General features: G+C 33.7%; 17 protein-coding genes. 13 read left to right on the top strand and 4 right to left on the bottom strand.

All coding sequences use genetic code 11. The annotated features are described in order from the left end of the window. Positions 1-8: 8 nt before the first annotated feature. The 4 genes from LG296_RS04560 (at position 9) to LG296_RS04575 (ending at position 3,874) form a co-directional block, all read left to right on the top strand. Entirely contained in the window at positions 9-935 is a 927-nt protein-coding gene (locus LG296_RS04560; RefSeq protein ID WP_404427525.1) for a hypothetical protein, read from the top strand. Between the two features lie 171 nt (positions 936-1,106). Beyond that, complete coding sequence (locus LG296_RS04565; protein WP_404427526.1) at positions 1,107-1,772, top strand: S-layer homology domain-containing protein; 666 nt, start codon at positions 1,107-1,109, stop codon at positions 1,770-1,772. Positions 1,773-2,072: 300 nt separating this feature from the next. Next, positions 2,073-3,008 carry an NlpC/P60 family protein gene (locus tag LG296_RS04570; protein ID WP_404427527.1) on the top strand — a complete coding sequence of 312 codons (936 nt, stop codon included), beginning with the start codon at positions 2,073-2,075 and terminating at the stop codon, positions 3,006-3,008. Positions 3,009-3,280: 272 nt separating this feature from the next. Next, positions 3,281-3,874, top strand: a complete 594-nt coding sequence (locus tag LG296_RS04575; RefSeq protein ID WP_404427528.1) for a hypothetical protein — start codon at positions 3,281-3,283, stop codon at positions 3,872-3,874. 17 nt (positions 3,875-3,891) lie between these two features. Here the strand turns inward: LG296_RS04575 and istB are convergent, their stop codons facing one another. Then, a complete protein-coding gene (istB, locus tag LG296_RS04580) occupies positions 3,892-4,611 on the bottom strand; it encodes an IS21-like element helper ATPase IstB (RefSeq protein WP_036179323.1) in 720 nt (239 codons plus the stop codon). Further along, on the bottom strand, positions 4,608-6,113 hold the full coding sequence (gene istA / locus LG296_RS04585) for an IS21 family transposase (RefSeq protein ID WP_404427519.1): 1,506 nt from the start codon (positions 6,111-6,113) through the stop codon (positions 4,608-4,610). Before istA ends, istB begins: the two co-directional genes overlap by 4 nt. Positions 6,114-6,449: 336 nt before the next feature. Here istA and LG296_RS04590 point away from each other — a divergent pair, with 336 nt between their 5' ends. The 4 genes from LG296_RS04590 to LG296_RS04605 all read left to right on the top strand — a co-directional run bounded on the left by LG296_RS04590 (position 6,450) and on the right by LG296_RS04605 (position 11,840). After that, the gene (locus LG296_RS04590) at positions 6,450-6,902 is read left to right on the top strand and encodes a hypothetical protein (protein WP_404427529.1); all 453 of its coding nucleotides are present in this window, start codon (positions 6,450-6,452) and stop codon (positions 6,900-6,902) included. Between the two features lie 364 nt (positions 6,903-7,266). Next, positions 7,267-8,937 carry an N-acetylmuramoyl-L-alanine amidase gene (locus LG296_RS04595; protein WP_404427963.1) on the top strand — a complete coding sequence of 557 codons (1,671 nt, stop codon included), beginning with the start codon at positions 7,267-7,269 and terminating at the stop codon, positions 8,935-8,937. Between the two features lie 195 nt (positions 8,938-9,132). Then, positions 9,133-10,200 (top strand): S-layer homology domain-containing protein, encoded by a 1,068-nt coding sequence (locus LG296_RS04600; RefSeq protein ID WP_404427530.1) that lies wholly within the window; start codon positions 9,133-9,135, stop codon positions 10,198-10,200. 353 nt (positions 10,201-10,553) lie between these two features. Continuing rightward, on the top strand, positions 10,554-11,840 hold the full coding sequence (locus LG296_RS04605) for an oligosaccharide repeat unit polymerase (RefSeq protein ID WP_404427531.1): 1,287 nt from the start codon (positions 10,554-10,556) through the stop codon (positions 11,838-11,840). An 85-nt stretch (positions 11,841-11,925) separates the two neighbouring features. Here LG296_RS04605 and LG296_RS04610 read toward each other — a convergent pair whose 3' ends face one another. Further along, complete coding sequence (locus LG296_RS04610) at positions 11,926-13,824, bottom strand: S-layer homology domain-containing protein (protein WP_404427532.1); 1,899 nt, start codon at positions 13,822-13,824, stop codon at positions 11,926-11,928. A 231-nt stretch (positions 13,825-14,055) separates the two neighbouring features. On the opposite strand from LG296_RS04610, the gene LG296_RS04615 reads away from it, so the two are divergent. The 5 genes from LG296_RS04615 to LG296_RS04635 all read left to right on the top strand — a co-directional run bounded on the left by LG296_RS04615 (position 14,056) and on the right by LG296_RS04635 (position 21,045). After that, positions 14,056-16,302, top strand: coding sequence for an S-layer homology domain-containing protein (locus tag LG296_RS04615; RefSeq protein ID WP_404427533.1), 2,247 nt, complete (start codon positions 14,056-14,058; stop codon positions 16,300-16,302). A gap of 162 nt (positions 16,303-16,464) precedes the next feature. Next, the gene (locus tag LG296_RS04620) at positions 16,465-17,610 is read left to right on the top strand and encodes a polysaccharide pyruvyl transferase family protein (RefSeq protein ID WP_107932594.1); all 1,146 of its coding nucleotides are present in this window, start codon (positions 16,465-16,467) and stop codon (positions 17,608-17,610) included. Beyond that, entirely contained in the window at positions 17,607-18,707 is a 1,101-nt protein-coding gene (locus LG296_RS04625; RefSeq protein WP_404427534.1) for a glycosyltransferase, read from the top strand. Before LG296_RS04620 ends, LG296_RS04625 begins: the two co-directional genes overlap by 4 nt. Then, a complete protein-coding gene (gene murJ, locus LG296_RS04630; RefSeq protein WP_404427535.1) occupies positions 18,704-20,239 on the top strand; it encodes a murein biosynthesis integral membrane protein MurJ in 1,536 nt (511 codons plus the stop codon). Before LG296_RS04625 ends, murJ begins: the two co-directional genes overlap by 4 nt. A gap of 227 nt (positions 20,240-20,466) precedes the next feature. Continuing rightward, complete coding sequence (locus LG296_RS04635) at positions 20,467-21,045, top strand: TetR/AcrR family transcriptional regulator (protein WP_251400703.1); 579 nt, start codon at positions 20,467-20,469, stop codon at positions 21,043-21,045. A gap of 367 nt (positions 21,046-21,412) precedes the next feature. On the opposite strand, the gene LG296_RS04640 is transcribed toward LG296_RS04635, so the two are convergent. After that, positions 21,413-22,780, bottom strand: a complete 1,368-nt coding sequence (locus LG296_RS04640; RefSeq protein ID WP_404427536.1) for a S41 family peptidase — start codon at positions 22,778-22,780, stop codon at positions 21,413-21,415. Positions 22,781-22,845 lie beyond the last annotated feature (65 nt).

The raw sequence follows: 22,845 nt of genomic DNA on the forward strand, positions 1-22,845 counted from the left end.
AATTATGGATGACAACGGGTACAATTGGTATTTTCATAAATACTGACGAACAACTTTTGAGTGAAATGGATATTACATTTACTGAAAATAAAGCTGAAGTAGAATTGGCTAAATTGGCAACAGTATGTGAGCGAGTTCATGGATCGGTATTAACAGATGATTTGCTGAATCAACTACAATTTAAGCTTCAACAAATTATTGATTTAAATGCATGGGCTTCTCAGGCTTCAATCTATTTGAATTCTATGAAAGAGATGTTATCCATAAAAAAACGCATTAACTTACAACAAAATTGGTCGACAGATGAAATTACACTTGCCCAGACAGCTGTAGAGCGTTGTTCCTTGCCTAAGTTGAAAGAGTATTTCCAAAATGAAATAAACCAGCTAAAGAAACAATACAGTTATGCTTCTTTTGAGGAAATTAATCTTAATGAACCATTGCCTTATTCATTTATAGAAGGTATTTCAGGCTTTGATTTCTTGAAGAAAATAGAGACTCGTATGGATCATTCATATAGAGAGAAAATTTCATTGGTTAAAGAATACTGGTTGAAAAATATTATCTTTATAAATGAAAAGTTTAAAAGCGAAGATGAGATAGTGGATCTTCTTCATGAAAGAAATCGCTTTTTAGAAGAACGTTTTTCTGAATTTAAAACAGCGAATTCTATTCAGGAAGTACGGAAATATTTGTCTAATCTAGAAATGATTTCTTATAACCGCCAAAATCTTGAAGTCCAAATTAAAGCTGCTGAAGCTATTTATGCTAAACAGAAAGAATTGATTAACTACAATGATTTATTTAAATGGAGCGCTGTATTTGTAATGCAGCTTTCTAGAAAAGAAGATAAGAATGATGAGCCTATCATCAACTTTTTTGAAAAAGTCACTTCTTCTGAAAAAGAATATGCAGAAGTTCTTACTTTTAATTAAATCCTACTTAAGCATACTAAACTTAGAACTGGGAGTCTCAATTTTAGATGAGACCTCCAGTTTTTTGTCATTTCTATATTTTGGATTGTTAAATTCAAATAAATTTAAACAAAGTTATAACTTAATATTGTAAGATTACTAATATAAGAAGTTCATTTTTGGAGGGCAAGCATGGTGAATAATCGATCTTTAGCTTTAAAAGCTGTTACTGTATTGTTGGTTACCATCCTATTTTTAGGTACTACATTACATACTAAAGCTGGTTCAATTCCTTTTACAGATGTTGATAAGTTGAATACACATTATGAGTCAATTGTTTACTTATATAATGAAGGGATTATTTATGGTAAATCATCTACAAAATATCAACCGTTTAGTCATGCTACTCGAGGAGAAACGGCATTATTTATTGCGAATGCATTAGAGTTAGATACTAAGAATGTAAAAAATCCGAATTTCAAAGATGTTCCTATAACAAGTAAATATTATGGGGCAATAGCTGCGTTAGTTCAAATAGGAGTTGTAAAAGGGTATTCTGATCGTACATTTAAGCCAGAAAACCCATTAACACGTTCTCAAATGGCCAAAATGCTTACATTAGGTTTTGAATTATCAAAGTCAATATCATTAAAAACGAACTTTAATGATGTGAAAAAAATGCCTGATAGTGAGTCAAGACTTTATATTCAAACTTTAATTGATTACAAGATTACAACAGGAACGACAACAAATACTTTTTCACCGTATGCTAATCTGTTACGCGGACAGCTAGCAACCTTTATTTACAGAACTTTACAGCAAAGTGGGGATAGATTAGAAGTACTCAATGTTGAATAGAATCAAAGGCCAGAGCATTTAAATACGCTCTGGCCTTTATATTTTGAAGAAAATTGTAATATTCGAAATTGTTATTCGACATAAATGTTGCGATTATATTACAGAAATATTACAAAAGGCAATTTGGAAACCAAAAACAGCTTAAAAAGACAGTGTTTATCATATTCCCGGTTATCAGATTTTTAAACCTATTTACTATGAAACGTTACACAAATGAAAAATTATAATTCTACTATTTATGTTAATCTTTTATTAGAACAAGAAAAGGCACATTTCGATTCGAAGGGAGCAACTTGAAACGTGAAAAAGAGAATGTTATTACCTATATTTGCAACATTTATGTTATTAGCAGCACCAATCGCACAAAATGTCGAAGCAGCAACACCCAATGAGGTAACTGCAACTGCTTCTAAATATATTGGAACTCCATACCGATATGGAGGAACTACAGCAAGTGGATTCGATTGTTCAGGATTTACACAAAAGGTTTTCTCTGAACTAGGAATTAGTTTAACAAGAACGACTTCATCTCAATATGCTCAAGGTACTTCAGTATCAAAGAGCAATTTAGAAGTTGGTGATCTAGTATTCTTTAATACATCTGGACGTGGGGTATCTCATGTTGGAATTTATGTAGGGAATAATTCATTCACACACGCTTCTTCTAGTAAGGGGATAACTACTTCAAAATTGAGTGAATCTTATTGGGCTACTCGTTATATCGGTGCAAAACGCATCGCTGAATTTACGGAAGCTCCAGCTAAAGTGGCTGAGCCAGTTGCAAAACAAGAAGTAAAACCAGCTGCAATTGATTTTACGGTATATGCTTCACGTGCTGAAGTTGCAATGCAGTTAGCCGAAGCACTTGGAGTAGATACTACTGATAAAAGTGCTAACTTTTCAGATGTAAAACCAACTGATAAATATGCTGGTGCAGTAGCTGCGTTGCAAGATGCGAAAATCTTCACTGGTGACGCCGGAAAGTTTAATCCGAACTCTCCAATCACACGTGCACAAATAGCAAAGGTATTAGTTGAAGCATTTGACTTAGAGGTACAAGCGGTTAATACGCTTAAATTTAATGATGTAGCAAAAAGTGATTGGGCAAATGACTATATCACAAATTTAGCTTCAAACAAAGTAACTATTGGTAAAGCTGAAGGGTTATATGGTCCAAATGATCATGTAACATTAAAACAATTAAAAACTTTTATTGAACGTGCTGAAAATCTATAATAGATAAGTTGTTCCCGCTTCGAATCTAATTATAAAGATATAGGATAATAACATCCTACTACCAAGAGACTAGTTATATAGCTAGTCTCTTTTTTGTGTTATTTTACTATATGAAAGATCTCTCTGGGATATTAACTACATAATGAAAAGTAGTTTTATAGTGATTACAAATCCTACTTATGTATCATTTAAGCCATCTTATATGTACAATTCCAAATTTTACCTTTATTATATTGTATGGTAATAAAATACAGCATAGTAGGTGGGAAAACTTGAAGAAATTTTTTTGTTATATCTTGGTGATTTTAATTCTAATGCCAATTTTTACAACTGAAGCAAAAGCTTCAACATTTCGTGAAGTAAAGCAAGTTCAGTTAGCTACAGAACTTCGTAAATCTTCTAATACAAATGCAGTTAGTATTACAACTTTACCTAAAGGAACCTTAGTGACTCAGTTCAGTAATAATTCTGATGGTTGGTCATATGTGCAAGCAAACAATAAAAAAGGATATGTTCTTACAAACTCCTTAATAACTCCAAAAAGTACTATTAAAATTGCGAGTTCGAAAAGCGGTGTTGTTGTAAAAGAAACGGCCACTACAAAATCAAATACTGTAGCAACACTTAAATATAATATGGTTGTAGAGGATTTTGGGGCTGTTGGTGGTGGATGGTCCTTTGTTCAATACGGTAATGTTACAGGTTATGTAAACTCTAAATTTATTGGTACAACATCATCTACTAAAAAGTATACAAATATAGATGTTTCATTGCGTAATATAGCCAGTCAAAGTGGAAAAACGATAGGTTCTCTCAAGATGTATTTGGCAAGCAAAAAATGCATAAAACGGCAATCAAAAATGTAACCACTTGCCAACGAAATTTAATTCTGAATAATTGATTCCTTATAACGATAACTATCGCCTTTAAATACAATCAAATGTGAATGATGGATGAGTCGATCAATTACTGCCTCCGTTAATATTGGATCCCCAAAAACGTGATTCCATTGACCGAATTGAAGGTTTGTCGTGATTATGATGCTTTTGGTTTCATAACACATCGAAATAACCTGAAACAATAATTCAGCCCCTTGTTTGTGAAGAGGAATGTAACCTAACTCATCCAAAATCAAAAGATCCAATTTCTCTATTTGCTTAAAAAGCTTATTGAGATTACCTTTTTCATTTGCTTCTAATAATCGATTAACTAATGATGCCGCTGTATAGAATTTAACAGCTTTGCCATACCTTTGTATGGCATTCAATCCAATTAACGTAGCTAAATAGGTTTTACCTGCACCTACACCCCCATAGAAAATTAGATTTTCTTGCTGCTCCATGAATACTCCATTTAATAAGTCTTCACTACTTAGTCCTGCTGTTAGGACAATGTCCTTCCAATCAAAAGGTTTCCCATTGACTTTAGGTAAGCTTGCTTGTGTAAGTAAAAGATTTGTTTTTCGTTCTTCTCGTTGCTCAATTTCTTTTTCAAAAAGCTTCAGTAAATACTCTTCATTTGATGTGGCTTCTATCTCTTGATAATGCTCTCTAATCCAACTTAATTTCAATCGTTTAGCGAATTCTTGAATCTGCGTACTCAATTTATTTCAGCTCCTTTTAGAAGCTGATTATAATGCTGTAGACCTCTAGTAGCCTCCGGCATAATAGGCAATGACTTTTGGAGATGTACTTCTTCGCGTATCCCTCGACCATTAATTAGTTGGTAGAATACTTGTTTAATTGATTCAACCGAAGGATGACCATGCTCTGATGCAATCTTCAGCGCTTCAGTAATTTTACTAAAATCATAATCTTTCATCACTGTACCTAATAACTTCAGGGCCTCTGATTTTTCAGAGGAAGTACATGAATTAAAATATGTTTGCCATTCTTGTGGTAACTGCTCATAGAAACTAGTATATTTAAGTGCCATAGGACGTTTGGCCATTAGATTTAAGTATGGCTGCCAATTAATCGATTTTCTATATTGACCATAGAGTCGAGGATGGCTAACGACTAGTTGATAATCATCTGTAAGAATATCAATTGAATTATATGAAATACGAATTAGAACCTTATTTAAAGCGTATCTTGGTGAAGTAGAATATAGTTTTTTTTCCACTTTAATATAACCGTACTTATCGGCTTTCACTGTTTCGTATCTGATGCATTGGTATTCCTTACTTGGTAAAACCAAAAAGGCTTTCCGATCCTCTTCAAACAGCTGGGAGATGAAAGATTCCTTTTCATAATGTTTTCTCTCACGATCTTTCTCAGCTTTTTCCCACAACGTCTTATTAAGTTCGTCTAAATTCAGTACGTGGAGACCAGGCAATAAATAATTGTTTCTCACATACTTCACCATTGCTTCCACATGACCTTTTTCATTCCCACTATTAGGATTACAAAATTCACTTTCGAACCCATAGTGTAGAACGAAGTTCTGAAATTCCTCTGTTAACTGCCGTTCGCCATTTGGCAATACCTTCTTTACGGCAGCTGAAAGATTATCGAATCTAATTGTTTTTGGAACACCACCCATATGGTGAAAAATACGCTTTAATCCTTCTAAGAAACACTCTTTGTTTTGAGCGGGGAATACCTGAAAATAAAATGAATTACTGTATGGATAAGAAAGAACCAGATAGGGTAGAGTTATCTGTTCCCCTTGATATTTAAACGGAGCTTCTCCAAAATCCACTTGGGCTGACCCGGGTTTGCTCTCTAGCGATAATGCTGCTTGACTCGCTTCATTTAACAATTCTTTTTTTCGTTGGGATATGTAGTTTCTTACTGTTCGATCAGAACCCTTAAAATCAAATTCCTCTTTTAATTGCTCCCAAATTCTCTTTGCAGTTCTACGAAATTTTCTCTTTTGTTTAAAATCTTCTAGTAACCATTCATCTACAATATGTTTAATAGGATCCATCACTGGAGATGGTCTGCCTTGTTTAATTTTTTCTACAGGACTAAAATCATCCTGTTCTGCATATTTCTTAACTGTTCTCGGATCTCTTCCTATTCTTTGTGCAACCTCCGAATAGTTACTGTCTTTTATGTTTACCTCATGTCTGATATAATTAATTTCGGCCACTGCCAACATCTCCTTAATACCTCCTGCGCTTGTTTGTCCCAACAGGAAGTGTATGTGTATTTTGGAATGTTGACAAGTGGTTTTTTAATTTGTGCAGGGCCTACGGCCCTTCTGCACAAATTAAATGCCATACCTTACATTTTTATGATGCCATAAACACTCAAGAAAAATTCCGAAGTTTATGTACATTCTCATATTGCAGGATGGGCATATATTACAAGTGGATCTCTTAAAGGATATGTTCCCGCCAGCCAATTATCAACGTCCAGAGTTATAGAACAGCCGCAAACACTTAAAACATTTACACACTTACGTCCAACAAATATATCTTGGATGGAATATTATTTGGGGATCATTGTAAAAGAAAAAGGTGTTTATTCTGGATTGCTTGATAGCTATAACTATGATAATTATTATGGCTACGAAATTGATAACGGAGGATCAACTGGATTTCCACCTTATATGGCATTTTCAGCAAATCAATTTGCTATAGGAATGCCATCAAGTGATTGGGTTTGGGCAAGAATCGAAACCCCATTGGTACAAAATAAGCCAACACCAATCTATAATTTTGATAATTATGATATTGGAAAAACTCAAACTGGGAATGCATTTTTGCGCACAATAAATGGTACAATAACAACCCCAGCAGGTAAATTTAGTAACGTTGTCCATGTTGAAGTGAAATACTTCGCTAAATCAGTTACTACACATTACTATTTTGCACCAGGCTATGGACTAGTTAAAGCTGTAGATTCTAATAAAAATTTACTTTTCGAATTACGTGATTATTATTGACAAAATACTGATATACACACAGTAAATTGGAGTATACAACCGATTAATAAAAACAAAGAGCCTGTGAAATTTTTCAAAAGAAAAATTTCACAGGCCTTTATAATGGAAAAAGTTTTTCTCCTCAAAACAATTCATCTTCGAGATTAGCCTACTCATTAATACATTTCAATTATAGGCATTAAAGTAATCTTTATATGTGTAACGACTTATAAACATATTGGAAGTAAAATATATGTTCAAACTTAAAAATAACACTATTTAGATATAAATGTATAATTAGGTAGAAAAGTTTCATGTAGAATTATAAGAGATTTGGTAGAATTAAGTTAGAAAAAACGAGAAAGGAGGATTGTATAAATTGGATATGAAAAAAATGACTCTATTTGTCGTAATTACAATGATTACAATTCTTGGAGTCTATAGCCCACAAGTTTATGCAACCCAACAATTTGTAGATGTTCCTTCAACACATGAAGCATCTGAAGAAATTAATTATCTAGTAAACAATGGTGTAATTAAAGGTTACACAGAGAATGGTAAAACATACTATAAGCCGTCTAACTCAGTGACAAGAGGACAAGCTGCTAAAATGGTAGTAATTGCTTCAGGTTTAAGTCCACTGGTGGTTTCAAAATCATCATTTTCTGATATCCCAGCAGGAACAGAACTTTCAGGATATGTGGAAAGAGCAGTACAAAAAGGTTTTTTTGATGAAATTAATGGTACAAGGTTTAATGCCAGTCAAGTATTAACTCGTGGTGAAATGAGTAAAGTATTAGCTCTATCATTTAATTTGGATATTAATAAGTATGCTTCTTACTCAAATCCATTTAGTGATATTTCTACGAGTAACAAATACTACAAATATATTAATGCGATATACTATAGTGGTCTTACACAAGGAGACCGAGGAAACTACAAACCAAATAATAATTTAACACGTTCACAATTTGCTTTATTCGTTGCTAGAGGAAGTAGTGAAAAGTATCGTTTAGATATTCCTGTACAAGGTGTTACGGTTCCTAATATTGCAGATGCAAAAGGTCAAATTGTCTCAACAACCAACAATCTTAATGTACGTTCATCTGCTTCAACTAGCTCCACTGTAGTTGGCCAAATACATAATGGAGACAAATTGTATACTTATGGCTTAGAAAACGGTTGGTATAAAGTTGCTTTTGATAACAAATATGCATATGTATCTTCTAGCTATGCTAAAATGGTTGTTGAAAGTGGCGGTTCAAATGACAGTAACACAGGAAATAATGAAGTTAGTTCTAATTTAATCGGACGTGCCACTGTAGATGGACTAAATGTACGTGCGAGTGCTTCTTCTTCATCAAAATCGGTTGGAATTTTAAATCGTGGTGATGAGGTAGCAGTTTTATCAATCAGCGGGTTCTGGGCAAAAATTAATTATAAAGGACAGGAAGCATATGCACATAAATCCTACCTTAAATTGATCAATAAAACAGGCTCAGCTTTAAAAGGAAGAATCATTGTTCTAGACCCAGGGCACGGTGGTAAAGATCCAGGTGCTGTAAGTGGCAATTATACAGAAAAAGCAGTTGTTTTTAAAGTTGCCAATATTGTAAAGCAAAAATTAGAAAACGCTGGAGCAACTGTTAAAATGACTCGTACAAGTGATGTTTTCCCTTCACTTGAGCAGCGTGTGTCATTCGCTCAAGCTAATTTTGCTGAGGTTTTTGTAAGTATTCATGTAAACTCTGCTACTAATTCTTCTGCAAAGGGAACTGAAACTTACTATAGTATCTCTGCAAACGCTAATGAGAAAGAAGATTATCAATTAGCTTCTAATATTAATTCACAGATTGTAAATAATGCATCTATGACTAATAGAGGCGTTAAGAGAGAAGATTGGTATGTTGTTAGAAACTCTGTTTTCCCTTCAGTATTAGTAGAGTTAGGATTCATTTCTAATAGTGAAGATAGAGCTAAATTAGTAGACGATAAGTATGCTGAAATATTTGGAGATTCAATTTACAAAGGGATTCTTCAATACTATAGTAATTAATTCAAAAAAATCAGTAGTGTCTTTTTGCACTACTGATTTTTTACTATTTATAAGAAAATGAAAATTTGGATGGAATAAAAAATAGTATGATAGAATTTGGAAAGTATAGATGAAAAAGATGTATAATAATTTTATAGGGAAAAGAATATACTAAATTAGAATTGAAGATTGAAAAGGGGGACACTGTTACTAATAATGAAAAAACTAATTCAACTGTTGACTATAAGTGTCACTATTTTCTTTATAATGAATGTATCTGTACAGGCTAACGACAATATGCCGAAGCTGTATAGTGATTTCAGTTCTTCTCATTGGGCGTATGAGTATGTAGCAACAATGAAAGAAAATGGTATAATAATGGGCCAGCCTGACGGTAAATTCTATCCAGAGAAGCCGATTACAAGAGCAGAAGCAGTACAGTATATTTATAATGCTATGGATAAAAAGCCAATGGTAGCAGAAGTAAGTACATTTGAAGATGTTCCTAAAAACGCTACTTATAAAGAGGCTATTAATGCATTGTCTGAGATAGGGGCAATTCAGAAATCAAAAAAGTTTAATCCTGATGGATATTTAACACGTGCACAGTTAGCGAAAATGATTTCTATAGCCTTTCAAGTAGAGGACGATCAAAAAAACAAGGTAAAATTCACCGATGTTACTTCCTCCAATTGGGCAAAACATTATATTGAATCTCTAGCTGATATTGGAGTGCTAAAGGGAACAGGGAGCAATTATTTTTCACCTCATCGTAATGTAACACGTGTACAAATGTCAGCAATTTTAGGGCGAATATTAGATTTTAAAGAACAATTAACAAATTATGAAATTATCTATGATTTTTTACAAAAGGACTATATTCCAACGGTAAACCAAAATCAAAAATGGATTAATGAAGTGGTTACGTTAGTAAATGCTGAACGAAAAAAGCAGGGACTTAAACCATTAGTGTATGATAAGAGGCTAGGGCAAATCGCTGTTGTAAAGGCTAATGATATGATTCAAAATGGGTATTTTGACCATCAATCTCCTTTATATGGTTATCCATGGGATATGGCAGGTATCTTTGATTATTCATTTACAAGCTTTGGGGAGAATATTGCTAAAAATTTCACATCCTCAAATAGTGTAGTAGATGCGTGGTTAAAATCAACGAAACATAGAGAAAATATATTGAAAAACACTTATACCAATATAGGTGTTTCCTGTATTAAAGGAAAAGATGGGAAATATTATTGGGTTCAACTGTTTTCAAGTACTTAGGCTGAGATTACACAATAATTCATACAGTAGCATTAAAAATCTGTCTATCGGTTATTTTACTAATAACTGTTTATGGACAGATTTTTCATTTTAATTCATTCAAATACAAATAAAAAGTATGTTATGAAAAGTCGGTGAGACATTATTCGCAACTTAATATTGAAAAATACGTCAATTGTTAATAGTGCTTAAAAATATATATATTTTCTTGTCATATGATAGAGATTGATGACAGTATTATATGATATAATAAACACTATCTTTGTGCTTGTTACGCTTAAAAAGAAGAGAAAATTTTAAAGTAAAGAGAGGGAAATGAGAGCATCACCTTCCATTGGTGATGTCATAATAATATGAAGGATAAAAGTAAAAGTTTCATAAATAATATTAACAGAATTGATACATTTTCACCGTATTTCTTCTTACCGTTTATTTTAATTCTGTATTTTTTCATTAGTCTATTCGATTTTCACCGATTTGAATTATTTAATGTAACAGTATCGATTTGGCCTGTAGTTATTTTATCAATAGTTTGTTATTATATTGGTGTTTATGCCATAGATAAATTACAATGGACATTTCCTACATTTGGATTATCTAAGCTAGGGAAGTATGTTGTACATTTCATTATCCTCTTAACGGCAATTGGGTTAATTTCTTATATATTAATGATTGTCCAAGGAAGTGTTGGGCTTTCTGATGAGTCGGTTAGAAGAAATTTAGACCCGAAATTGAATTTCTTAAGTTCCCTTTTATGGTTTGGTGTTTTATTACTCCTTTCTTACAAAATGATTCGTGAAGAAAAAATGACATTCAAAAAAGCAATAGTTTATTTTGTTATTTTTGCAGTTGTCATGGTTCTTTTCCTATTAATGGGATATCGAACACCTTTAGCTATTATGTTATTTACTGGTTTAATCATTTTCCACTATGTAGTAAAGCGGGTTAAGCTAACTTGGTTCTTAACATTTTTAGCAGTAGTTGGTATTGCATTTGCTTTATTTGGATTCTTACGCGTAGTATCAGAGGACACATCTAAGGAATTTAATAACCGTGAACAGCCTGATATTAGTCACTTAGGGGAAGAAGAAAAAGAGCAGCTTATTTCCGTTGAACAAAAGGTTAATCTAACTCCTAAATGGATGCGTGCGCTAAATGGAGAGATGGTAACTGGCCATATTGTATTAAGTAAAATTATTGAATATACAGAAGAAGAAGGTTATTTAGGTGGAGAAATGCATACAGGTATTGTAAGCACAATGCTACCTGGTGAGCAAACTTCCCCGCGTATGAAAGTAACAGAGGTTGTAAACTCCTTAAGTGTGGAGGAAGGGAAGTATATCACAAGACCTAATCGTACGACTACGCCAACTTTCATTGGACAATTATTCTTAGATGGTGGATATTTGTTAGTAGCGATTGGTTTCTTATTATATGGTGCTATTGTTTCTCTTATCTACAATAAAGTAAAGCAAGCTGGAGTAAAGAGCTTCCATTCTGTTGCTTATGCATTTACTGTTACATTATTTACGGTTTCAATGCATACGGGATTACTCGATCTGATTTTTATCTTAATGCTCGGCTTTGTAATTTTGGCTTCGGCTATTATAAAAAGTGAAAAGAGACAGCTAAAGATATAAGAAATACACCTCCATATCTAAGTGATATGAGAGGTGTTTTTTATAAAAAAGATTGTCTCGCAATTGGAGACAATCTTTTTGAACATTATTTAGTAGTATTTAGCACATTGATTAAATCACTGCGGATATAACCAGTTTTTACAGTCAGACTATCTGGAACTACCTTATACCAAGGAAGAGCTTCATTTTGGTTAACTGTATCAGTAATAATTACTGGCATTAGTGTACGTTTGTATTGATAGATTAAACCCGTATTTAGATTTGATGGTGCAACCCGTACATTTAAACCACCAGTATTCGTTATTCCAACTTTATAGGCGTTATTTGCATCCTTAAAGCCTAGATACTTATCTGCACGATAGTAATGACCAGCAGCTTTTGCACCCCAATACGGATCAGAAGCATACTTAACATTAAAGCCGATACGTTTTGTACCAAATACAGAACCGTGAGCATAGGTAGCATTTGCTGGAATATAGTTTTTCAACCAGAAAGCGTTTAACAATTCCTTGATGTTTGCCTCAATGGAAGTAAAGTTTTTATTAAGTGAGCCTGTATCGTAAACATATAAACCGAATAGATTGTTAAGCTTTAATGCATTATCACTTAAACCGTAAGCACTTTCATGCATAGCTAGTGATAATATCATTAGGGCATTTACATTAGATTCTGCTTCAATTTTCTTTAAAACAGGTCCAAGGTTCTTTAGTTTACTATTAGCACCGTTTGTTCTTGTTGAAAGTACGTAATCAATATACTTATTTAATTCTTCAGCTGTATATTGTGTCTTAGAATGAACTGGTAGAAATTGGTAATAATTGTAGTATGTAAATGAAGAACCGTCACCTGTAAAGTTGATTCCATTCCAACTATAATATTTTATACCTGTTTTCATTTCTGCAGGTGCCTTACCATAAAAATAGTTAGCAGTAACAGTACCATTTTTATTTACTAAAAAGTGAGTAATCTCTCCATTAACATTCATATAGTATGAACGACCTTTTGAAAGGGAGAAAGGAATTAAAGTTAAATTGTATTTATTAGCAGACCCTACTTGACCTGCCAAATCTACTTTAACAGTTTTGCCATCTGCACCTAAATATTGCATATCAGTACCAGCAGAAGTACCGATGCTGTCTGAAATAGTTTGTGAATAGAATGTAGTATAAACGTCAGAGAATACATAACCAGTTCCAGGATGCATATAGACAATTTTGTCATGGTCACCTTGAACGATTACTTGTGTGTTTTTTGTTTTTGCGCTTAAAACTTCCTCAAAATCATAAGAAACTTTTCCACTGTCGATTAATTTCCCACCAGAAATTTCTTTTAACTTATATGGACCTGCATTAATAGCTACAGTGTCTCCTGCATATTGCATTAAACGTAGGATGAAAGTTGAAGCCTGCGAAATTGGAGTATTTTTACTTGGGTAAAAATACTTTACATTTCCAACTGGAGTCCCTTGAATGATTCCAAGCTCTACACCAAGTGCAACAGCAGGACGATACTCCACAAAGATTTGATTTGTATCGACAAAATCTAGTGGATAACTACTAACTTTATCCTTTTTCAGATGAATTAATGCATTATTTAGCATTACTGCCATATGAGTACGTGTTATAAATTCATCTGGTTTGAATGTGCCATCTTCATAACCACGTACGATTCCAGCACCAGCTGCATTTTTAATGTCTTGATAGTAAGTATGCTTTGTTGAAACATCAGTGAAGGATTTATTAGTATTAGTTGGTAAATTTAAAGCTTTCGAGATAAAACTAGCAAATTGACCACGAGTAACTGTGCTGTATGGATTATATTTTCCATTTACATCAGGTTTATATGCACCTTTTTCCATTAAATAGCGCATTCCTGGCTCATGATAGCTTCCTGTCACATCATCTGCAGCACTCGCTTTATTAGTAGTACAAAAAATAGAAAACATTACTGCAAATGCTAGTAAGAATATAGTAATCTTCTTCAAATATAGTTCGCCTCCTTTTCCTTCTCTTTAATACTATCAAATTATTAATAAAAAAATAAGAGGTCATTTCTAGTATCTTGTATAAAAATTAAGAACTTACAAGGTAAATAGTAATGTTTTTATTGCATAAAAGATGTTATTTTACTAGAAAGTATTTAATTTGGTAGATTAATATGTTTAAATGGATAATAGAGGAAAGGAAGTGACAGCTCAAGAAGCGAGCACAAAATTATGCAAAAGAGAAGCACAGTTGGATTTTTAGTCTTAATGTTGGTCTTTGGAGTAATCGGAGTACCTGCTCATGCAGCTCAAACAGTAAATGAACAGTATCCGGTGTCGAGTGGGGTTAAATATAGTCAGTATACATATAAAAATTCATCAACAAATGTTATTAATCATTTATCAATAAATTTAAATGATCCATATACAAAAGTAGATTTAGGTTTACCTTCTACATATAATTCGAGAGATCGCGTAACATCACTTGCTACTAAACATTCAGTAGAGGGTAATAGAGTGGTAGGAGCGATAAACGCTGCGTTTTTTGATACAAGTGAAGGAAATCCTTTGTTTTTAATCGCTAAAAATAATCAAATTATTAATGGCGGCATTGTAACAGAGGGAGCAGATCAATATATGAATGTTCCAACAGCCTTCGGGATTAACCAAAATGGCCAAGGAATAATCGATTACTTTGATTTTGATATCAATTTATCACGCAATGGAAAGACATATGAACTTTCAGGGATGGATCGTGTTCGTAATGCTGGGGAAGTAATCGTATATACACCTCTCTTTTATAAAGGACATACAGATACCAATGAATTTGGTTATGAGATAATTGTAGAGGGAAGCTCCAATATAGCAAATATTGCTTTTGGAGATACAATTAGTGGAACAGTTAAAGCAATTGCACCATACGGAGAATCAAAACACAATATTCCTACTAATGGATTTGTCATTTCTATACAGGGTGGATCAAACACTGCTTTTTCTGACGTCAAAGTAGGAGAAAAAATTGATGTTTCCTTTTCAGTTGATAAAAAGTGGGACAAGTCTCAATTTATTCTAGCTTCGGGTCCAATGCTTGTTCGTGATGGAAAGCCTTATATCATGATGAGTACTTCAAGTAGTCGCGCGAAGGAAATTGCTCCAAGAACTGTTGTCGCTTCTAGTGCAGATAAAAAAACAGTTCATTATATTACTGTAGACGGACGTCAAAGTCACAGTAAAGGAATGAATATGGTACAACTAGCAAACTATTTAGTTGAACTAGGTGTTGATACAGCTATTAATCTAGATGGTGGCGGTTCGACAGCTATGGGTATTCGTAAATATGGCAGTAATAATGTTGTTTTAGCTAACAAACCATCAGATGGTTCTGAACGTAGAGTGAATGCAATACTAGAAGCTGTTAGTACAGCTCCAACTGGTGTAGCAAAAACGATGAAATATACTAGAACAAACGTAGGTACAATGTTAAAAGGGACAAGCTCTACAATTTCGGTTCAATATGTTTTAGATCAATATTATAATCCTCTTTCAATTTCAAAGGGAGAAGTTACTTTGAAATCAGTAGAAGGAACATTAACGATTAATGGAACAACTTTTATTACTACAAAAGCTGGCTCTGATTATGTTTATATTAATCATAATGGAAAGGCTGTACAGTCATTCCCAGTTACAATTGTAGACGCACCAGCTTCAATGAGTATTAGTGGTAGTAATAAAGTTTCAACAGGAAGCAGTTCTACATATACTGTTAAAGCTTTAGATGCTAGTGGGAAAAATTTAATATACAATGCGAGTCAACTACAGTGGTCCGTTCAAGGGAATATAGGAACAATCACAACAGGTGGGAAATTTACAGCAACGAAACCTGGTAAAGGAAGCATTGTAGCGAAGCTAGGAACTAAAACAGTTTCTTATCCAATTGAAGTACCTGAAAAAAGTATTTTCACAGATGTTTCTACTGTGTATCCATATTATGAACAAATTAAGCATTTAACTGATAAAGGGTATATAACAGGATACCCAGATGGTAGTTTTAAACCAACAAATCAGTTATCACGTGCTCATAGTGCTTTAATAATCAGTAGGGTATTAAAGCTAGAATTAGGTAATGTTAAAAATCCTAATTTTACTGATGTACCAACATCTCATCCATACTATAAAGAAATCGCAGCAGTACAAAATGCAGGAATTATGAATGGGAAAGGTGATGGGTCCTTTGATCCGAATGGATTTTTGACAAGAGGTCAAATGGCAGCAATCATTACTAGTGCATTTAATCTTACTGGTACAGCTCCGACTCAATTTAAGGATGTAACAAAGGATTATTGGGGATATAATCAAATTCTAACATTAGCGAAGAATAATATTACAACTGGCTATCCCGATGGAACATTTAAGCCACATGAGTTTATAAATCGTGCTCATTTTAGTGTTTTCGTTTATAAATCGCTACCATTTATGTGAATTTCATAGATTTTAATCAAGGCGTGTCTACTAGAAAGACACGCCTTTTTAAATTACAAAAAACTTATATGCTATATCAAAATTTGAATATTAAGTTCAAAAGAGGGATTATTTAAAATATGGTATAATTGTTCAATATAAAATGTAAAAGGATGTAGGTTAATGAAAATCGGGATCGTAGGAAATTACGGTAATGATAATAACGGGGATGAAGCAATTTTACTTAGTATCATTACGCAGGTTGAACAAGTATTTTCTATAACTAGAGAAGATATAACCGTCTTTAGTAACAATACACAGCAAACTTCAGAACAATATGGAGTAATAAGCTATCCACTCTATTATAAAAAGGGAAATCTATATAAAACTTTCTTTCATACTTATAAGTCAAATCAAAAATATGTAGCTGAATTTGATTTACTCATTATAGGTGGAGGCGGTATTCTGATGGACTTTTACCGTCGTGAAGCGCATCTTTTTGGAACATATGGGTTAATGGCCGCAAATTCAAAAGTACCTTACATCGTTTACGGTGCTGGAGCGGGACCACTAGACACATTAACAGGTAAATTAATGATTCGGTTACTTTGTAAGCATGCAGAAAATGTATCTGTACGAGATCCAGAATCAAAAGCTCTATTGCAGCAAATTGGAGTAAAGAAAGATATAAAAGTAATTGGAGATCCTGCATTTACTTTACATAATCCAAAGAATGAACATGTAAAAAAGCCAACTCAAATTGGATTGTCGGCTGTTCCAATATATAATGCGAATTATTGGCCATCTGGCGATATTGAAAAGTATGACAATTATGTAAAAGGTATGGCTGCTAACCTTGATAACTTAATAAAAAACCATAATGTCCAACTTACATTTTTCGCGACAAAATTTCCACAGGATGTATCTGTAACAAAGGATATCCAAAAGAAAATGCAATTTGGAAGCAGTACTAAAATTATTGATGAAAACTTAAAGCCCGAGCGTTTGCTAGAGGTAACAAAAGAGTTCGATATCGTCATCGGAACACGTCTACATTCCTTGATATTAGCGACAAATACACAAACACCTATCATCGCGCTTTCATATCATCAAAAAGTAAGTAATTATATGAAGCTTATTAATGCGCAAAATCGTTGTATATCTATAGAGGAAATTCAACAAAACCCAAATGTAATTGCTGAGGCAGTTGCTCATATACAATCCAATTGGGAAGAAATCATTGAAGATACAAAGGATATATCTGAAAGATTATATTCAGAAGCCATGAGCGGAAAACAATTGATGGTAAAGGCAGTGAAGGGCAAATGAAAAAAGTACTCGTAATTAGCAATATGTATCCTTCCAGCGAGCATCTGTCATTTGGAATCTTTGTAAAAAATCAAGTCGACGCACTGAAAAAAGAGCAGATAGATGTCATTGTCGCTGCGAATAATAATCCAGCAACAGGTAAAAAGAATACGATATTAAAATATAGTAAATGGGCTTTAAGTGTATTTAGTAAGGCGATAAAGGAACGAAAGCTAATTTCTATTACACATGCACATTACGTCTTTCCATCTGGGGTCTTTTCCTATGTGCTAAAGAAGGCATTCAATATTCCATACATCGTAACAGCACATGGTGGAGATATTGAACGCATGGCGAAGAAAAGCGCCAAAATACGAAATTGGACGCAAAAAATTCTCAAGGAAAGCAGTCATGTTATCGCTGTTGGTCCTGTATTAGCAGAGCAAATCGAGAAAGATTTTAATATTCCTAAAGAAAAGATACTGATCTGCAGTATGGGTGTAAATAGAGAAGTCTTCCATCAAACTGACCAAAAGCAAGCTCGCAAGCAATTAGGGATCGAGGAAGAGGATTACATCTATTTATTTGTCGGAAATGTGATTAAACAAAAGGGTGTAGAGGAATTATTGCATGCCTTTAAACAGGTTCAGAAAAGTACAGATCAAAAAGTGAAATTGGTTATTGTCGGTTCAAGAAGAGATCAAAGCTTTATAAATACGATTGAGCCTTTAGTCGATAGCTCAGTGAAGCTTATTGACCCACTCGAACAAATGGACCTTGTAAAATGGTTCCAGGCCAGTGATGTATTTGTTTTACCTTCCCATATCGAAGGCTTTGGTTTAGTTGCTCTTGAAGCGATTGCTACAGGAACGCCAGTAATAGCCTCGAGGGTAGGTGGGCTTGTTTCTTTACTTGAAAATGGAGCAGGTCATCTCGTAGAACCGCAAAATTCGGAAGCTTTGGCCAATGAAATGCTGAATGCTTTAAATACACCGAAAGAACAATATTATCAAAAGCAGGCTGCTGATGAAATTTTACACATTCATGATGCAAACGAAATTACGAAGCGTGTCATTAGTCTATACGAATCTGCCGTTAAAGGTGGTTCTAGCCTATGAATAAGTTTATGAAAGTTGTCGGCGCTGTTGCTATTATTAATATTGTTGCAAGGCTTTTCGGTTTCTTTAGAGAAATGGCCATTGGGTATCAATATGGTGTGTCTTATAAAGCAGATGCTATATTTACTGCTTACACACTACCAAATTTTCTTTATTTAGTAATTGGCGGTGCTTTTACAACTGCAGTGATTTCACTTTATAATAAAAAGACAACTGACCAAGCATTATTCATAAAACAATCCTTTACCATTGTTTTAATTTCTGTATCAATAATGACAATCATTGTTCTTTGCTTCACAACATCGATCTTAAATTTGATATACAACCAGAATTATAATATAAGCCCTGCAGAATTCGACTTGGCAAAGCATCTATTCTACTGGATGATGCCTTCTTCGATTCTTTTATGTCTTGCCTCTTGGTATAGTGGACTTTTAAATATTAATGATAAATTTCATTTATCAAGTATTTCGATACTAATTTATAATGTATTCTTTTTAATCATTGCTGTTGCTCTATCCTTTGTGGTTGGTCCAATTGCATATGGGATAAGTGCATTAGCAAGTGCAGTTATTATGATGTATTTCCTTGTGGCTGGTTATCGTAAGCTAAATTCACATCCTGTGGGATTCTCGTTTAAGCATGATAAAACGACTAAGCAATTATGGTTAATGGTTGTACCGATTGCCCTTGGTGGGGGAACATTACAAATATATGCTATGCTTCAGCGTTTTTTCGTAATGTTTTTAGGATTAGGAGAAAGTGCGATTTCCGCGGTCAACTATGCATCGCGCTTGACGCAGTTTCCACAAGCTATTCTAATCACGGCTGTTACTACGGTCATCTATCCGATTTTGAGCAAAAAAGAGGCAGAGAATGATTATGAATCCATCAAGAACTTATATAGCAAGGGCTTGCATTATTTACTGCTATTATTGATTCCAGTATCAATTTATTCGTTTTTCTACGCAGAAAATATAATTCAGGTAGTTTTTGAAAGAGGAAAATTTACAGCTGAGGGAACTATGATTACAACACCGGTATTTCAAATCTTTGTCTTATCAATGTTCTTCTTAGCAGCAAATACTTATATTACACGTTTCTATTATGCAAAAGCAGATTCGATGTCACCTGTAGTGTTCAGTCTTATCAATGTTTTTGTTATTAATATCTTAGTAATGTATTTGATGGCAGACTCTACAGGTGTAAATGCAATCGCCTGGGGGACACTGATTAGCTCAATTATCAATACAATTATGCTAATCGTCTATGCACGATTTAAATATGATTTAAAGCTAAGCTCAAATAAGAAACGTACAGATATATTCAAAACAATTGTAGCCTTCTTACTAATCGCTATAGTAATGTACTTCTCAAGTATTTATTTAGAGTTTGCTAATAAATGGATTACTTTTGTAGTTGGTTTACTTGTTTTCACTTTTATTACTTTAGGGTCATATTTACTATTCGGAATAAAAGAAGTGAAAGACTATTTATTCACCATCAAAAATAAAATTTTTAAAACTTCCTGAAACTAGAGCACCTTTCAAAAGGTGCTCATTTTTTTTACTTTAATTAGGTTTAAAGGACTACTATTAAATGTTGCAGAAGTCATTGAAAGTCACTGTATTTTCACATTTTCTATACAATAAGTGAGACTAAAGTCTTTATTAAATTAAAAAAATGTATTATAATGTTATTAACATAGTGATAGTGAAAACTAAAGTTAGTAATAAAAAGGATAAGGTGGAAAAGTATTATGGCACGTGGAAGAAAAGTCAACTCAAACGGTGAAAAAAGTAAACAATTACTGCGTGAAAAAGCAATCGAATTATTCTCAACTAACGGCTATTATCAGACTAAAATTAGTGATATTGTAAAAGCGGCGCAGGTTACGCAGCCAACTTTTTATTTATATTTTGAAAGTAAAGATTCGTTATTTAACGATTTACATCAGCAATTTCAACAAGATCTTTTCAATATCCTAGATGAACAATTTGACAAACAGGATATTCAGTTTCTTAAAGTAGTTGAAAATTTACTGCAATACTTTATTGCAAACCCAATGCTTACAAAAATCGGACTCTATCAGTCTGAAGAATCGCATCTTGTAAAGGAAAAGCTAGTGAAAAAGTTTGAAGAAATTCTAGAGGGACAAGCTAGAAATAATCCAAACCTGCTACACAATGATATACAAGTTGTTTCACAAAGCTTATTGGGCTCAATTTTACGTCTTACAAATGCTTTTTTACTGACTAATCAAAAGTCAGCAAAGGAGCTTGCCGAGGATTTATTCTCGATTTACTTCAAAAAAGAACCAGCATTGGTCACTTCATAATAAAAGGTTATATGAATATTGATTTTGTTGGGGTAATAAGAAGGGAAATCTCCGTTAAATATTGAGAGAGTTTTTTGTGCTTGATATATAAGAGGAGAATTTACCGCTAATTAGCGAGAGAGCCTTTTAAAAGTGTAAATAAGAGGAAAAATTCCTGTTATCTGCTTAAAATTAGCCGTAATTCAATGATTTAGCCACAATAATAGGAAAAACTTCCTCTATTTTCAAGAAAATAACTACAATCACCAAAATAAGCGAAATTTTTCCGTTTATTTCTCATTCAGAGTAAAATCAGAATTCAATTATAACTGAGCCTAATATAAAGAATCCCCACTAAAGAGCGCTTGCTTCCTTAGTGGGGATTCTTTTATTTTTGTACGGTTACCTTTAAGTAATAGCCCTTGATCATAGGCTTACCGTTCTTATCTTTTATAGTTGGCTTGATGATGACCATATATTCGCGACCTTTTTGGAGTGGTGAAGTTGGCTTAATCATTAATTGTTTGCCTGTCACCTCAGTGGAGGCAGAAATAGCTGTACCACCAAGCTGTACGATTTCTACATCCTTTGATTCTAGCTGACTAGCAATCTCTTTATTGAAATTAATCGTAAAGGTTTTTGTTGTAGGGACATTGTTTAAGCTAGGTAATTGTTTATAAGTGTCTAGATTTTCTGCAATTTGATCGTAATGCGCTGTATATAAAGGATTCGTAGCTGTTACGATGTTTGGTTTAATCCCAGTATCCTTTACAACAGTACCTTTTGGACCAAAAAATTCAGCAATTGTTAGCTTAAGGACGCTCCCATCTGGGAAGTAGTAGAAGGATTGCATTGTCCCTTTACCATAGGTTTGCTCCCCGTAAAGAATCGCAGCTTGCTGGTCTAATAGTGCAGCGGCAGTCATTTCAGATGCACTTGCGCTATAACGATTCACTAAAAGTCGCGTTCTAGAAGGAAATAGTATTCCTTGCTGTTTTGCATTTACAAGTACGTTTGAAGTAGATGATTGCATTTTATAAGCATACAGAGCACCAGGGAACATACCGATCAGTCTTTCGGCAGTCAATACATAGCCCCCGCCGTTATTTTGCAGGTCGACAATGAAAGAGGTCGCACCTTGATTTAACAGCTTGGTATAAGCATTCGCCACTAGCTGTGCTCCGTCCTCTGAGAAAGAATTTAAAGAAATATATCCAACATTTTCATAAAGAAGCTTCGTATTTACATTTGGAAGAGTTGAAGAACGTAATTGAACAGTCTGTGTAACTGTTGCCCCATTACTCTTTAGGATTTTCAATTCGACCATCGTATTTTCTTCATTTAAAAATAAAGCCTGTACCTCTTCAACACTCATGGCAGTAGTGGAAAGGCCATTTACTTCTGTGATAATATCGCCAACCTGGAAGTTAGATTTAGTTGAGCTATTTGCATTCACTAGCTCGGTCACTAAAATACCTTTTTCGTGCTTTTGTATCACAATTCCGAGCCCCGAAGATGAGTTGTTGATGGTATTCATATACGAATCATATTCATCCTTTGAAAAATAGTCGGAATAAGGGTCTAGCATATTAATAGCCTCTTCGATCGTTTTTGCAGATTCAAGATTGCCGTTAATATTGCCTACGTAATCATTACGTATAATCGTTTTAACCTCATCAAGAGTAGCTGCAAATGTCTGGAGCGGAAGAAGCAATAGGAGCATTATGCTTAAAAGCAACGATAGATATTTTTTCATAGGTATAACTCCCTTAATTCTTTTGATAATTTAATTATAGCTAATTACTACGAATTTACTAGATA

It is taken from the genome of Ureibacillus chungkukjangi, assembly GCF_044795995.1.
Lineage (GTDB): Bacteria > Bacillota > Bacilli > Bacillales_A > Planococcaceae > Ureibacillus > Ureibacillus chungkukjangi.